Source organism: Nocardiopsis sp. iso_237, from assembly GCF_056173345.1.
Genome location: NZ_CM149669.1, coordinates 3,013,358 through 3,027,086, shown reverse-complemented (window position 1 = coordinate 3,027,086; position 13,729 = coordinate 3,013,358). Strand labels below are relative to the sequence as shown.

Genomic DNA, 13,729 nt, shown 5'->3' with positions numbered 1-13,729 from the left:
TGGGCCTGCCACTCCGTGGAAGGAACCCACATCCACACCGGGACCCGCACCAGGATCGGCGCGCTGGCCGACGGCGACATCGACACCTGCGGAGCAGAGAGACGCAGCGATGCCCGCGCTTCATGCGCCACGGCCTCGACGTCAACTTCCTCTGCTTCTTCTTCACCGGAGCTAGCCGAACCAGCTGAGGTGGAGCACGAGGCGGTGAGATCGCTTACCTCGCACTCAGCCTCAACCGGCTCTGTCGACTCACTCGCGCCCTCCGTCCCGGATTCGGGTCGTGGAGTAGTTGCGGGGGGAGCACTTCCGCCTCCGCTGGATCCTGAGGACGCCGTGACATCACATCCCGCACCGCCTGAGGATCCACACTCAACACGCCCACCGAAATCGTCACCGAGGACTGGAGAGGCAAACGCAAATAACACGAAGGCCGCAATGAGCCCTGCTCTCCTCAGCATGTTCCTAGCTCCCAGACACGGATTTCATCTACTTTCCAGGTAAGCCCGTCATAGACGACGGTTGCATCCACCTGCCGAAACCCATCAACCTCATCTGCATCCTCTTGATGGACTGGCTGTTCCAGCCACCCGGTGCTGTCCATACAATCGAGAATTGTCACTTCTTCTGTAGCAACATCCACCGCCTCAGGATCAAGCTGTGGCTCGCCCTCCACCACAGCCTCGTCCTCAGCGGCGCCCTCCAACGCATGCTCCATCAGCGCCAAGGCGTCCCCAGACGCATACACTTCAAGCTCTGACGGATTCGGGTCCCCTGCCTGAGATGCCTCCGCCACCACGCCCCACATCGCCTCGTACGCGGCCAATGCTGCTTCCTCCGCTGACTGCGTTGGAGAAGCCGGGGGGTGGGACGGGGCAGGGGAATCACTAGAACGATCGTCCGGCGCGGCGCATCCAGCAGCGGCCAACCCGACCAGGATCGCTCCTGCCGTCCCACCAAGCTTCCAGTTCACCACCATCACCAATCCTTACGTGGAGTGACGAGGCTAGTATCGGGAAAGCCGGATCTCCAATAGGGTCGTTTGTCCTATCTCGAAAAAGTTAGACATCACTGGCGAACAAGTAAGGTTTCCTCGTGAAACCCATCGGCGCGAGTCTCACATTCAGGCGACTTCTCCAGAGAGGATCGACAAGAAGAGCGCCTCATCTTCCCTTCCGGAACAGACGAGACGCTCAGCTTGTTGCACATATTGTCTGCCTAGGTCAGGCGCTTATTTAGGGAGAAGCCCCGACCGGGCTGGGAAGTCATCTAAGTGCGAGAGCTCAGGATGATCAGGTCAGATTCCCCCGGGTCCTGGCTTGCCGCACTGACCAGCGCGGAAAGCACCGCGACGTTTTCGGCTTCGACCAGCCCCCAGGCAGTGGCGACCCAATAGGACTGTGTGCTTTCCCCATACCAGGCCAGCACACGAGGGTTTCGGGCCTGAACAAGCGCCGCTTCGGCGTGCTCGACGGCGAACTCCGCCCGCTGCCCTCCCAGACGCGGCTGCACCTCTGCTCGGCGCGTCCGGCATGAGCGATGCGTGCAGGCCGCACAGGCAGGCCCGGAGAGCGGGGAGGGCCGGTAGCCGAGCGAAACGGGGGTTGGCTGGCGGGTGAGGGTACGATGCGTCATCGGTCCTGCTCTTTCTCACATGGGGTGCGGGACGAAGGGTCCGGGCGAGCGTTGCAGCGCTCTCCCGGGCCTGCTGTGTGAGCGGGAGCGCTCAGAGGGCGTTCCAACTGCTGCCGGTCAGGTCGAAACCCAGGTAGAACCACACCTGCCTGGCTGCGGAGGATCCGTTGTCCCCCCAAGCCGTGGCAAGCAGGTTGATCATGGCCAGGCCTCGCCCGCTCTCGGCTTCCAGGGACAGACCTTCGGGAGCGTGAGTGAGGTGGTCGACGTGTGTCACGTGATCGGTTGAGCCAGCGTCGGTGCAGGCCAGGTGGAGGCCGTTGGGGAAGCGCTGGCAGGTGAGGGTGTAGCGGCCTCGGGGCTGTCCTGAACGTGAGTGGCGCAAGGCGTTGGCCGCCAGCTCCGCCCCCAACAGCGTGAAGACGTACTGGTAGTCGTCTCCCCGACCAGCGGCACAGGTGTGCAGGAAGGCCCGCGCGAGCGGGAGGAGCTGCATCGAGGAGCCGAACTCATAACTCCGGTTGGAGAACCTCGCTGCGGGTTGGTGGTCGAAGTAGTGCTGGTGTTCGACCGGGACCAGGTCCCACAGTGGGAGCGTGGCCGTCGGCAGTGAAGGTACCGGCGTGTCGGTGGTGCTCTGATCACAGGTGGGAGCGTCCATGGTGTCCATGACGCGCGTCCTCTCCTCGGAGGTTCAACGGGTTGTTCCCGACGGGAGGGACTGCTCGCCCCTGGGCTGGGGCCTCGACCATCGGGAGGGTCCGAACTCTGCGTCACGCCGCACGACGTGCTCACAGGAGTTGGACTTGTGAATGCGTGTCCACCTGGCGAACAACCGACCATGACCTGCGATTGCCCACAGGTCAGAGGCGTTCGCCGGCTGTCGAAACGTGGAGCCTCGGACGATGACGTAATCGGTGGACTTCGGGCCTTCACCTCAGGCACCTCCAAACCGAGCTTGGGGCCTCCGTGCATAGGAACTGACCACCACTATCCATGGATCATCCCCCCATGGCAATACCCTTAGGCAATATTGCCATAGGATTGCGGCAGCGCTCCGACCCGTGGAAGATGGCGGGTGAAGAAGAGAGGGACACCTGTGCCATCACAGACACCGACGTTCAGGCGCCTGCTGCTAGGGCACCGGCTACGTGAGTTGCGCACCTCGGTAGGGCTCACCGCCAAAGCTGTCAGCGACACTCTAGAAGTCGCCGCATCGTGGGTCACCCGTATCGAGAACGGTGAACGAGGCATCCAGCTCCGAGACCTCAGACGCCTGTGTGACCTGTATGGGGTCCAGGATCCACAGGTCAGAGAACTTCTGCTCGACCTAGCCCGCCAGGCCAAGACCCCCGGATGGTGGGCCCCCTACCAGAGTTCGCTACCGCCCAAGTACACCGACTACATCGGGTTGGAATCAGCAGCATCACGCGTACGCAATGCCGAACTGGTCGTCACGCCAGGCCTGTTGCAAACCGAAGGCTACGCTCGGGCGCTCCTGCTGCACGGGATGCACGCTTTCACTCCAGAAGAGGTGGAAAGTCGTGTCGCTGTCCGGTTGCAGCGCCAGCAGCGCCTGCTCAATCGCTCTGATGTCCAACTGGACGTGATCCTCGACGAATCGGTGTTGCACCGCGTGGTGGGCGACCCCGCAGTCATGTGTAAGCAGATAGCTCACATGCTGGCATGCGCAGAACGCGACAACGTGAGCATCCGAGTCCTGCCTCTCGCTGACGGCGTCCATGCCGGTTCCAGCGGGTCCTTCGTCATCCTAGATTTCGCTGCTGAAGCCATGGCACCTGTCCCCTACGTCGAGACCGTGGCTGGGGACCTCTACCTGGAGAAGGGCAGCGATATCGAGGTCTGCACCGAAGTTTGGAGCTACATGGACGAACGTGCCCTCAGCGTCCCCGAGTCGACCACGTTGCTCACCCAGATCATGCACGCACACGAGAAGAGAACATGATGATCACCGCAGACAACGTTTGGCGCACGTCCAGCTACTCAAAGAACCAGGGGCAGTGCGTCGAAGTCAGAGTTGCCGCGCCGACCACGATTCACGTCCGGGACTCCCAGAACCCAGGGCCGGAGTTGGAATTCGCTGCTGAAGTGTGGCAGAAGATGATCGACCGAGTGAAGAACTCAACCCCGTAGGGCAGGAGCGGGCGAGATGCGTGACGATGGCGGAGGAATCCAGTATCACCAAAACCCCACGCACATCCGCAGCCGCCATGACCTCAGGCCAGCCATGCCATGAGATCAGCGATGGTTCGTGAAGGTTCTGCTCGAAGCTCCCTCAGTGACACGGACCTGGTTCGATCAGAGGGCGCTTCGGCCTGGATCGCGGAGGTGAACAAGTCGTACGCCTGTTCAGGCGACAGCTCGCGGCCACCGTGATGAAACACGAAGCGGTTCCGGGCAAGCGACGCAGCCACCTGCTCACGGGGCCGGTCGATGTGGATGTACCGCGTGACAGGACCGAGGGTTTGTTCGATCTGGCGGATCCTCAAGGCATTGAAGGGCGACTTGGTGAGGAACCGTTGTCTGCCGAATGCCTCCGTGTGGGCGCCGATGGCGTGGCTGAGGAGGTGTACGTCGCTGATGGTGGCGGGAACGATGTCGTAGGTGTGCCCCTGGCGGTGCCGGTAGACCGGGATCGCTCTGGCGTAGATGTCCTCGGCCTCGTAGGGCATCACCAGCCCCGGGATGATCCGGGTGGCTTTGTTGTCGACGAGCAGGACATCATCGGGCATCGACTCGAACAGCTGCCTTTGGGGAACCCTGAGGTTGCGTGCGGGCCAGGCCCAGCACGTGACGGTCGTGAAGTACGCGAAGCTGCCGGTACGCGCCAGAAGGTTGTGCAGGTGGCTGGTGCCCGAACGAGGGGCGCCGAGAATGCAGACGATCTGGACCGGCCGTGAAGGGTTCTGTGCCCGTTTTGGCGTGAACGGGCTTCTAGTGCGGAGTTCTGCGTCGATGTCGATGTTCTCTGCCGCTACGAGGGCAGGAGCGAACGGGAGAGGTTTTCCGGAATTCCTGATGCTGTTCAGGTTCGCGGAGATGTGGTCCAGCATGGCCTTCGAGGGTGGCCGCCCATCGATGAAGCGCTCCTCCAGGACTTCGGCCAACGCGTAGTGGCGTGGGTCATCGCTGAAGCGGTACATCCGAGTACGGAACAGGGCCAGGTCAATCCCGGTGGGGTCCGGGTGGTGGAGCTCGTCCATGAGTGCGGTGGTCATGCCCATCGCCTTCCTGCATCCCTGGGCGACATTCGGCGCCATGGTTCGGGCTTCCTCCAGCTGTGCCGATAACCGTTGCGTCCGAGGTAGTCGCCGGTGAGTAGGGCGTGTAGCTCCAACCAGTTGTTGAAGTCCTCCCACGTGCAAGAAATCGATGGTCCTCCCCTGTCCTCGACGGCCCTCTCGTATGCCGCCAGCGCTTGGCGGTAGGTCGAATGCGGGAGAGACCCGTACGTCATGGCCGCGCTGACCAGGAGCTTGGCCAGGTCGTAGCCGAAAGGTGCCAGGGTGAGATCGTCGAAGTCGACGAGGACGGGGCTCTCACCGATGAGCACGTTGCGGATGTTGCTGTCCTTGTAGAAGGCCACCGGGCATTCGGATGCCTGGAGGATCACCGCTGTCGCGAAGTCGTCCCGTTCTTGGCTGATGAGTCCGTTCTGCCTGCGTCTTCTCAACCAGCTGATACGGGATTCCGTGAACCCGGGCAGGAGCACACCGCCCGCTGTGGGAAACGGAACGTTCAGGTTGGCAGCATGCAGTTCACAGGCGAACGCCTTGGCGTGGAGATTCCCCATGAGCGCTGCCACGGCAGGGATGTCGGCGACGTGGCAGTGTTCGCCCTCGGCCTGCGCGAAGACCAGTTGGACGGGTGTGGCTTCAACGAGGTCAGGGACCGGGGCTCCCAGGGAGCTGAGCCAGCGGTGGTGTTCGGCTGCTGCTCGGGCCCGGCCGGGCTCTGGGTATGTCTTGGTGAAGCTCCTACCCATGCGATGTCCCCACGACGTAGGTGACGGTGGAGGAGGTCTCCACTGGAGTCGGGCATCCTCGGCTTCGTAGTTCCTGGGCCATCTCGCTCGCGGACTCGCTGAACGGGTACTTGGGAATCGTCACTAAGTACTGGGCCAGATGTTCGGGGGTCTCGAACCGGAAGACGTGCTCTTCGTGCAGGAGGTGTCGAACGTCGAGTACAGGGCTTGCGAGGTCGGCGATGTTGGCGCTGTGCGCGGCCGAGTAGAGGCTGGCATGCTCCGGGCTGGCAGGGACCAGGCTGAGGTCGGTGAGCAACTGGTCGAGTTCGGCGTAGCTGTCCGCTGACTTCGTGATCCCGATGAAGAGGCCCTCGCGGCGCAGGCAGCGGCTGATCTCACCGATGGCGCTGGTCGGGTCAGGTGAGTGGTAGAGGCAGAAGGCGGCTACGGCAGCGTCGAAGGTGTGGTCGCCGAACGGTAGGTGATGAAAGTCGGCGGACAGGGCAGCGTACATCCGACCCTCGGGCAAGCGATCTTGGGCCGTGGCGGCCAGGGTCGGCGACAGGTCCAGGGCGACCAACGCGGCTGGGTTCAGTTCCGCTATCGCGCGGCTGGTGGTGCCTCGCCCGCACCCCACGTCAAGTACGCGTCCGTGGCGGAGTGGCACGGTGAGTTTGTCCTTGAGCAGGCGCGTGAGGACATCCACGACCGGTGTGCCACGGACGCGTGTGGCCATGAGGGAGCCGGTGCGTGAGGCCAACCTCGCCGGCCGGGTGTACAGGTCACCGCGGATGCGTGTGGGGTCGAGGAACGGGTGTTCAGCGGGAGGCACAGTTGGCCTCCCCTTCGATCAGTCCTCGCCGTCCGCGGTGCGGATGATCTGCTCGACCAGCCGGTTGGCGGCTCGGCGGGAACGGACGATGTGCACGTCCGCGTGGGTGCCGTGTTCGAGGATGAGGCTGCGGACCCGCGGCCCCATCGTTTTGCGGTAGCCCCACACGTACTTGATAAACCCCCAGTGGATGCGGTCGTAGACCCCGGTCGCGTCGTTCTGTCCCCCGCCGTGCTTGATCCGTCGCTGGACGATACCGGCCAGGCAGGTCAAGGGATGGAGGTCGAGGAAGATCACTTTGGTGGCGCGTTGGAGCCTGATCGACAGGGTGGACGCGAAGTTGCCGTCGATGACCCAGCGGTCCTGGGCGACCAGCTCTTCCTGCACGGCGGCGAACTTGTCCTTTGGCAGGGTGTTCCACTCGTCGTCGTAGTACAGGACGTCCAGATGGGTGAGCGGAGCATCCAGGCTGGTGGAGAGCTGCCGTCCGAGGGTGGTCTTGCCACTTCCGCCGCAGCCGATGATCGCGATCCTCATAGGTCTGAACGCTACTCCACATAGGTCGGTTGAGTGGGGTGATCATGGCCAGCCCTTCACGCCGTCGTGGGTGAGGAGGAGGCGTGCACCAGCTGCCGCTGGTCGAAGTCGAAGCGCACGTCACGTCCGTCTCCTGCTACCTCGGCGCAGGAGAGGTAGACGCGACCGTCGGGTGCGATCTCCAGTTTCTCGACGACCTCCTCCGAAGCGGGCTCTCGGTCGGGAAGGAGGATGTGCCGGTTGATGTCCATACCGGTCAGGTTCATCACGGCGAGGTCGTCGTACAGGCGTTGGGTCTGTTCCCAGGTGACCGGGTCCAGAGCGCTGCCGCGGGCGTTGCCCACGGCACGCACTCGGTGCAGGACCAGCTCGTGTGCCCCCATGGCATGGAGGTCGTGGGCGAGCTGAGGAACGGTGTCGATGTTGTCCGCTGTCAGGGTGCAGGTCGCACCGAAGGGGAGTCGCACGCTGTTGGCCCACGCGATGGTGTCGAAAGCGGCCTCGAAGGAGCCGGGGCGGCGGATCAGGTCATGGGTTTGTGCGGTTCCGCCGTCCAGGGAGACCCTGAGCAGGTCCAGGTACGGGCGCGACTCGATGAGTACCTGGCGGCGTTTGTAGGCGTTGGTGCAGATCTGGGTGGTGAATCCCAACTCCTTGGCGGCGGCAAGCAGAGCAGGCAGGTGCGGGTAGAGGAGGGGTTCTCCACCGAGGAAGCACACCTGGCGGCAGGAGAAGTGGGTGGCGAAGTACTCCAGGGCGCCGACCGCCTGGGGCAAGCTCAGGGATTCCGGACGGTCGAGGTCACCGCCGTGGTAGCAGTGGGCGCACCGGAAGTTACAGCGGAACAGTAGCTCCAGGTACAGCTTGTCGACGCGCCGTACCTGTGGAAGGGGTGCGGCCGGGGAACGTGTGCTCATCCTTGGGCTCCTTCAGCGGAGGTTCGAGGGGGCGAGGCAGGATTCGATGACCGGTATCTGTTGGGAGAGCCGGTAGGGCTCCAAACGCTCCACGCAGTCAGCGATGAGTCGTGCGTGGTGAGCGGTGCCCGAAACCTGGGCAATGTGGTTGACCAACTGGGTCGCCTCAGCGCCATCGGTGACGATGAGGTCTGACGGAAGCACCCGGTCGATGCCGCGGATGTCCGCTGGGCCGATGGGCAGGCACCCGGCGAGTACGGCCTCGAAGAGGCGCTGGGTCAACTGCCCTTGTGCCCGGTACCGCTCGGGGGTCAGGAGCACGGTGGCGAGTGATCGCCGGTGCAGGACCTCGACCTCGCTGAAGGGGCGACGTCCGACGAAGGTGACGTGGGGCCAGGCCTTCGTGCGGGTCCATTTGCCCGCGACCACGTGGCGATGCTGTTGGGCGGCTGGGGCGAAGAACTGGGTGAAGGCCCCGTCACGGTCGTACTGGTTGCCCGCGTAGACCAACGGCAGATCCCGGTGGGACCGGGCGAGGCGTTCGGGGTCCGCCGTGTCCAGTGCGTCGTCGTGGACAGGGAAGAGGAGCTGGCGTGCTCCCGTGGTGGGGAACAGGGCGGCTTCGCACACCGTGATCGCCCGGTGTGTGCGAAGCGGATCGTGTGCGGGCAGACGCAGGTCCTTGTCCCACAGCAGTGTCGGCACATCGTGTCCGTACACGTAGGTCTCGATGAGGTCCGCCTGGCGGTGCAGGTCACAGGTGTGCCCTGGGACGCCGCAGGGTGTGGTGTTCCGCCCGGGGATGGGCCAGCGCCATTCGAGAAGGAGGGCGTCGATCTGAGGGAACCCGTCGTTCCAGGTGTAGGCGTGGGTGAAATCCTCGCCCGCCTCCGTGAGGTCGCGGTTGGGCTGGAGGAAGACGACATGGTGTCCGCGCTCGGCCAAGGCCTCGATGAGCACGCGACGGTGGCTGCGTCCGCCGTCGGGCGTGTCGGTGATCCCGTTGCCGAGGAAGCCCCAGAAGCTGTAGCCGATCCTCATGTCTTTTCCACCCACCACTGTTCGAGCAGCAGGGCATCCAGCCCGGAGGCCTGAAGGCAGTCCAGAGCCATTTCGGGAGTGCCGCAGATGGGTTTGCCCTTGATGTTCAGGCTGGTGTTGATCAGCACGGGCACACCGGTCAACTCGGCGAAAGCGGTCAGGACCTCCGCGAGGAACGGGTTGTGCTTTTGCGTGAGCGTCTGGACTCGCGCAGTGCCGTTGGTGTGCACGACGGCAGGGATGGTCTCTCGGGCCAACGGAGTGACGCCGCTGGCGATGGACATGAAGGGGGAGGGCTGGTCGAGCGTGAAGTAGTCCGCGGCCTTGTCCTCCAGCACGACGGGGGCGAAGGGCCGGAACTCCTCGCGGAACTTCACGGTCGCGTTGAGGCGATCGACCACCTCGGGCTGGAGTGGTGAGGCGAGGATGGACCGGTTACCCAAGGCGCGCGGTCCGGCTTCCAGGCGGCCCTGGAACAGGCCCACGATCCGACCGTCCGCGAGCTGGCAGGCCAGATGCCGTGCCGGGTCAAGAATCCGCCGTGCGGTGAGTCCTTCGCGTGGTCGTCTGTTCAGCGTGAAGTCTGGGAAGTGCGGTCCGAGGTAGCAGCGGCGTGCGGTTCCGCTGGCCAGGGTTCCGGTGGTGTCGGCGTGGAGCGACAGTGCGGCGCCGGCTGCGGTTCCCGCGTCTCCGGGGGCCGGTGGGACCGCGACTTCATGGAACCGGCGATCACGCACGATGGCCCCGATGGAGACGCAGTTCATCGCCACGCCGCCGCCGACACACAGCAGCTTTTCTCCGGTCAGGTCCTGTGCTCTGCGTGCCAGGTGGACCATAACCTGCTCGGTGCGCTCTTGCAGGGCCGCAGCGAGGTCGGCATGCACGTCCAGGAGTGGGGATTCCTGGGGCCGGGGAGGGCAGGTGGCCTCAACGAAGGCGGGTGAGAGCCGGGGGTATCGGCTGGAGATGACCCGCAAGGGGAAGAGCCGAGGGTCGAGAGTGAAACCGTTCTCGGTCAAGCGGATGGCCTGCTGAAACAGGTCCCGGAATCGTGCGGGGTCTCCTAGCGCGGCCAGTGCCATGACCGTGCCTTCTTCGTCTCCGCGGCGCCACCCCAGGTGTTGGGTGATGGCGCCGTAGGCGTAACCGAGGGAGGCGGGATCGGCGATCTGGGTGAGCGGCGTGTATCGAATGCGACCTCCGTCGAGGCTCGCTCGGGCCGTGGAGGTGGTCGTGGTCTCCCCAAGGGAGTCCACGATCAGCACCGCGGCACTCTCGTACCCGGAAGCAGCGAACGCGTAGATGCCGTGGGCGCGGTGGTGTTCTACCCCCGTGACGCGGGCCTTGGGAAAGGTGCTCGCGAGGAGGGCGAGGCGTTCAGTAGCCCGTTGGTGGACCTTCGCGAAGCTGACCGCCCGGGACAGTGCCCTACGCCGGGTTGTGGTCCGGAGAAGGTGGCGCAGGCTGGTCGGGATCGCGTTCCGGTACAGGGCTGGGTCGAAGTTGTAGGCGATGGCGGTGACGTCGTCGGGCCTGAGGTCGACGCAGGTGAGCAGGTAGTCGATGGCGCGGTGGGGGTAGGCGCGGGTGTGCTTGTCTCCGTTGAGCCGTTCCTCCTCCACCAGGCCGACGAGTTTGCCGTCTCTGATGAGGGCGGCGGATGAGTCATGCGTTCCCGAACACAGCCCGAGGATCACGGGTGAGGCCACTGTTCCTCCTTTCGGATGCACGTTCCGCGAGGTACGCGTACCAGGCAGTTAGCGACTCCCCCAGGTCACCCTGAATCGTGTGCGCAGCTTGCCGAGCCTGGGACTTGTGGCCCGTCTTCCAGATCCGGTAGCTGTTCATGATCTGGGAGAACTGATGCCAACCGGGGTGCGTGGAACCGTCCGTCCGAATGTGGTTCAGAGTCGTGTCGAAGTCCTCCCAGGCCAGACCGAGCGGGAGACTCGGTGGGCTGGGAGAGGGCTCGCTGGCAAGCGCGGTGGCGCTCTCCCAGTGCTCGGCGTACAGGTGCAGGGAATCGACGTAGTGGTGGTACTCCCCCAGGCCCGCGCCGATCCAGTGGGCCATCAGTTCGTGCAGGACGGTGAAGGTAAAAAGGTCGTAGCAGAACCCCAGCCACAGGTCCTGGCTGCGCATGGTGGTGTGCATCTGCAACCGCCCCTCGCGCAGGAAGAAGCGGAAGTTGAGCGTGCAGGGGATGTCCTTGCCAGGTGTCGCGTCCAGGGCCGGGTCGTAGAGCTGGATCACTGCTCGACGGGTATCGGGGTCCTCCAGGAGCAAGCGACGCACCCGGTCCAACTGATCGACGGAACGTCCCCACTTGCGCATCCGAGGGCCATAGGCCCCGCGGAGCACCCCGTGGTCCGCGAACTCGGCCAGACGGCGGTTGTAGTCGAAGATCCATCCCTCGTCGCTACCGGAGAGAATCCACACGGCTTCCGCGACCGCGAAGGCCGGATTGAGCAGTCTGACCGGAGGCAGCGACACGAACCTGCGGCGAGGCTCGGTGAGGACCAGGTGCGCCCCCAGGATCTCTCTGGTCTCGGATCCGCGGGGAGAAACCGGCGCTCCCTGCTTCAGCACGGTGTGTGCCGCAAAGGTGAACACCTCGTTCGCCGAGGCCCCACGGATCGAGATCACTGGGCACCCCCAGCCGCTGTCAGCGAGGCACGAGGACCCGAGTTCTGTGTGATCGAGGCGCGATACCAGTCCCTGTGGTGGGCGAGCCCTTCGGTCAGGTCCACCCTCGGCCGATAGCCCAACAGTACGGATGCCTCGCTGAGGTCTGCCTGGGAGGCGACGACGTCTCCCGCCCAGTTGGTCCGGTGACGGACCGTGATGGGTGTACCGAGCACGGCTTCAGCCGTGGCGAGGACTTCAGAGACGCTGATGCTCCGTGAACCCGCCACGTTGATCACGTGCGTCCCCGACAGCGGTCGAGAGCCAGCCAGGACCGTCGCTTCGACGGCGTCGTCCACATAAGTGAAGTGCCGCCTTTGAGAGCCGTCTCCGTACACCGTCATCGGAGAGCCTGTATGCGCGGCGTGCAGGACGCGGGACATAAGCATCGTCGGGCGTTGCCGGGGCCCGTACACGGTGAAGTAGCGCAGGACGCACACCTCGAAGGGCCGGTCCTGGGCATAGGCCAAAGCCAGCTGTTCGGCGGCGAGTTTGGAGACTCCGTAGGGTGATAGAGGCCGGGGCAGATCGTCAACACGTGAGGGGCGCTCCGCTGACCCGTAGACGCTGGATGACGAGGCGATGACGACTCGTTCCACGCCGACTTCGCTGCATGCCTCCAGCAGTCGTTGTGTTCCCAGGACGTTCGCGTACACGTAGTCGGCGTAGCGGTCGCCCCAGGACTCACGGACCCCGCTCACACCCGCCAGGTGGAAGACCCTCGAAGTACCTCGCAGGAGCGGAGCCAAGTCACTGACGGCCAAGTCACACTGCCGGAACGAGAAATCACCCGCCCTGGTCGTGATGGGCTCACCGCATCCGGCATCCACGTCCGAAAAGGTCGGGTTTCTATCGAGACCGACCACCCGATGCCCCTCCCGAAGCAGGCGTTCCACGAGGTGGGAGCCCACGAACCCACTGGCTCCCGTGACAACGCTTGTGCGAGGTCCTCGCTGGCCCGTCACTGGATACACCTCATCGGTGTTCTCACACGGTCTCCCATGGCAGTCGTTCGATCGTTCACCAACAGCAGCAGTGTTCCGGGGCAGAGCACGGAGACCTATGCGCACGCGCATAACCTCAGCGTTCGATTTATGCGCGGTGTTCGAATCACCGGCTTTGAACTCGCATGACGCTTCCTCATAAGGATTTCAGCCTGGGAAACTTCCACTCAGCGAACCCGTACAGTGGCTTCGTGGCCGAATCGTCTCCACTTCTGACGTCCGAGACCGCCCTACGAATCGCGGCTGAGAGCGAAACGGAGTTCGCCTGGTCGGGCCGGGGAGCTCGGGTTCTCGGCCCGGTAGGAGAGAACGCGACGGTCCTCCTACCTGGACCGCGGCTGGTCCTGCGCATCTGCGCGAGTTCCGAGACGCAGCGGGTGAATCGTGAGTTGTCAGTGGCCCGCTGGCTGCAAGAGCACGCTGTTCCCGCTGTCCGGGTGGCCGAAGAGTTTCCCGCTCCTGTGATGTTTCAGGGTTGGGTGATCACCGTCTGGAGGTACATCCCTGGGATCGAGCCCGGGAGGCCGGGCACCATCGGCACGGCTCTTCGGCAGCTCCACCGGTTGGACAGGCCTATGTCACTCCGGCTGCCGAAGTTGGACCCCCTCAACGGGGTCGCGGGGTACATCAGGCAGGCATCATTGGATCGCCCAGAGACAGCGTTCCTACGTGCTCGGTTGGACGAGCTGCGCGATGACTACGCGCGTTTGAGGTTCGCCCTCCCCCTGGGGCCAGTGCACGGGGACGCCCACCGCAAGAACATCGTGCGTGACTGCCATGGGGATCCGGTCGTCCTGGACCTAGAGCGCTTCAGCACCGGTCCGCGCGAATGGGACCTGGTCGTGGCCGCCGTCTACCAGCGCGTGGGCTGGTACACGAGTGCGGAGTACGAGGCGTTCACTGCGGCCTACGGGTGGGATGTGCGGACCTGGTCGGGGTACGAGACCCTGGCTGCGGTCAGGGAACTGCGCATGACCGCGTGGCTGTGCGCCCGCACCGGACGCGAGCCCCGGCTCCTGCCCGAAGCACGCCTTCGCATCGCTTCGTTGAAGCGGTCCGAGACTCCCAAACGCTGGCAGCCGGGTACCTGAGC

At 64.4% G+C, this 13,729-nt stretch carries 14 protein-coding genes; 3 read left to right on the top strand and 11 right to left on the bottom strand.

Going from position 1 to position 13,729, the window contains the following annotated elements; all coding sequences use genetic code 11:
- Positions 1 to 451: 451 nt before the first annotated feature.
- A complete protein-coding gene (locus AC0VYM_RS13840; protein WP_475462677.1) occupies positions 452 to 823 on the bottom strand; it encodes a hypothetical protein in 372 nt (123 codons plus the stop codon).
- 900 nt (positions 824 to 1,723) lie between these two features.
- Complete coding sequence (locus AC0VYM_RS13835) at positions 1,724 to 2,302, bottom strand: ATP-binding protein (RefSeq protein WP_475462676.1); 579 nt, start codon at positions 2,300 to 2,302, stop codon at positions 1,724 to 1,726.
- 429 nt (positions 2,303 to 2,731) lie between these two features.
- Between AC0VYM_RS13835 and AC0VYM_RS13830 the strand changes: the two genes are divergently transcribed.
- A complete protein-coding gene (locus AC0VYM_RS13830) occupies positions 2,732 to 3,598 on the top strand; it encodes a helix-turn-helix domain-containing protein (RefSeq protein WP_475462675.1) in 867 nt (288 codons plus the stop codon).
- Entirely contained in the window at positions 3,595 to 3,786 is a 192-nt protein-coding gene (locus tag AC0VYM_RS13825; RefSeq protein WP_475462674.1) for a DUF397 domain-containing protein, read from the top strand. The genes AC0VYM_RS13830 and AC0VYM_RS13825 overlap by 4 nt, the downstream gene beginning before the upstream one ends.
- 83 nt (positions 3,787 to 3,869) lie before the next feature.
- On the opposite strand, the gene AC0VYM_RS13820 is transcribed toward AC0VYM_RS13825, so the two are convergent.
- From AC0VYM_RS13820 to AC0VYM_RS13780, 9 genes are read right to left on the bottom strand one after another with little or no spacing between them, the layout of a single operon-like run.
- Complete coding sequence (locus tag AC0VYM_RS13820) at positions 3,870 to 4,871, bottom strand: sulfotransferase (protein WP_475462673.1); 1,002 nt, start codon at positions 4,869 to 4,871, stop codon at positions 3,870 to 3,872.
- Positions 4,868 to 5,638: a phosphotransferase gene (locus AC0VYM_RS13815; RefSeq protein ID WP_475462672.1), complete on the bottom strand. Its 771-nt coding sequence runs from the start codon at positions 5,636 to 5,638 to the stop codon at positions 4,868 to 4,870. The genes AC0VYM_RS13820 and AC0VYM_RS13815 overlap by 4 nt, the downstream gene beginning before the upstream one ends.
- The gene (locus AC0VYM_RS13810) at positions 5,631 to 6,452 is read right to left on the bottom strand and encodes a class I SAM-dependent methyltransferase (protein WP_475462671.1); all 822 of its coding nucleotides are present in this window, start codon (positions 6,450 to 6,452) and stop codon (positions 5,631 to 5,633) included. The genes AC0VYM_RS13815 and AC0VYM_RS13810 overlap by 8 nt, the downstream gene beginning before the upstream one ends.
- Before the next feature lie 18 nt (positions 6,453 to 6,470).
- A complete protein-coding gene (locus AC0VYM_RS13805; protein WP_475462670.1) occupies positions 6,471 to 6,989 on the bottom strand; it encodes a P-loop NTPase family protein in 519 nt (172 codons plus the stop codon).
- 56 nt (positions 6,990 to 7,045) lie between these two features.
- Positions 7,046 to 7,906, bottom strand: coding sequence for a radical SAM protein (locus AC0VYM_RS13800; protein ID WP_475462669.1), 861 nt, complete (start codon positions 7,904 to 7,906; stop codon positions 7,046 to 7,048).
- A gap of 12 nt (positions 7,907 to 7,918) precedes the next feature.
- The gene (locus tag AC0VYM_RS13795; RefSeq protein WP_475462668.1) at positions 7,919 to 8,947 is read right to left on the bottom strand and encodes a hypothetical protein; all 1,029 of its coding nucleotides are present in this window, start codon (positions 8,945 to 8,947) and stop codon (positions 7,919 to 7,921) included.
- A complete protein-coding gene (locus AC0VYM_RS13790) occupies positions 8,944 to 10,656 on the bottom strand; it encodes a carbamoyltransferase family protein (protein ID WP_475462667.1) in 1,713 nt (570 codons plus the stop codon). The genes AC0VYM_RS13795 and AC0VYM_RS13790 overlap by 4 nt, the downstream gene beginning before the upstream one ends.
- Positions 10,613 to 11,536, bottom strand: coding sequence for a thymidylate synthase (locus AC0VYM_RS13785; protein ID WP_475462666.1), 924 nt, complete (start codon positions 11,534 to 11,536; stop codon positions 10,613 to 10,615). The genes AC0VYM_RS13790 and AC0VYM_RS13785 overlap by 44 nt, the downstream gene beginning before the upstream one ends.
- 53 nt (positions 11,537 to 11,589) lie before the next feature.
- Positions 11,590 to 12,708, bottom strand: coding sequence for an NAD-dependent epimerase/dehydratase family protein (locus AC0VYM_RS13780; protein WP_475462665.1), 1,119 nt, complete (start codon positions 12,706 to 12,708; stop codon positions 11,590 to 11,592).
- A gap of 53 nt (positions 12,709 to 12,761) precedes the next feature.
- On the opposite strand from AC0VYM_RS13780, the gene AC0VYM_RS13775 reads away from it, so the two are divergent.
- The gene (locus AC0VYM_RS13775) at positions 12,762 to 13,727 is read left to right on the top strand and encodes a phosphotransferase enzyme family protein (RefSeq protein WP_475462664.1); all 966 of its coding nucleotides are present in this window, start codon (positions 12,762 to 12,764) and stop codon (positions 13,725 to 13,727) included.
- The last annotated feature ends 2 nt before the right edge of the window (positions 13,728 to 13,729 follow it).

Bases quoted from the DNA above. Each gene is read 5' to 3' on its own strand.
- AC0VYM_RS13835 (WP_475462676.1), bottom strand. From the start codon at position 2,302: ATGGACACCATGGACGCTCCCACCTGTGATCAGAGCACCACCGACACG.
- AC0VYM_RS13825 (WP_475462674.1), top strand. From the start codon at position 3,595: ATGATGATCACCGCAGACAACGTTTGGCGCACGTCCAGCTACTCAAAG.
- AC0VYM_RS13820 (WP_475462673.1), bottom strand. From the start codon at position 4,871: ATGACCACCGCACTCATGGACGAGCTCCACCACCCGGACCCCACCGGG.
- AC0VYM_RS13815 (WP_475462672.1), bottom strand. From the start codon at position 5,638: ATGGGTAGGAGCTTCACCAAGACATACCCAGAGCCCGGCCGGGCCCGA.
- AC0VYM_RS13805 (WP_475462670.1), bottom strand. From the start codon at position 6,989: ATGAGGATCGCGATCATCGGCTGCGGCGGAAGTGGCAAGACCACCCTC.
- AC0VYM_RS13800 (WP_475462669.1), bottom strand. From the start codon at position 7,906: ATGAGCACACGTTCCCCGGCCGCACCCCTTCCACAGGTACGGCGCGTC.
- AC0VYM_RS13795 (WP_475462668.1), bottom strand. From the start codon at position 8,947: ATGAGGATCGGCTACAGCTTCTGGGGCTTCCTCGGCAACGGGATCACC.
- AC0VYM_RS13780 (WP_475462665.1), bottom strand. From the start codon at position 12,708: ATGCGCGTGCGCATAGGTCTCCGTGCTCTGCCCCGGAACACTGCTGCT.
- AC0VYM_RS13775 (WP_475462664.1), top strand. From the start codon at position 12,762: ATGACGCTTCCTCATAAGGATTTCAGCCTGGGAAACTTCCACTCAGCG.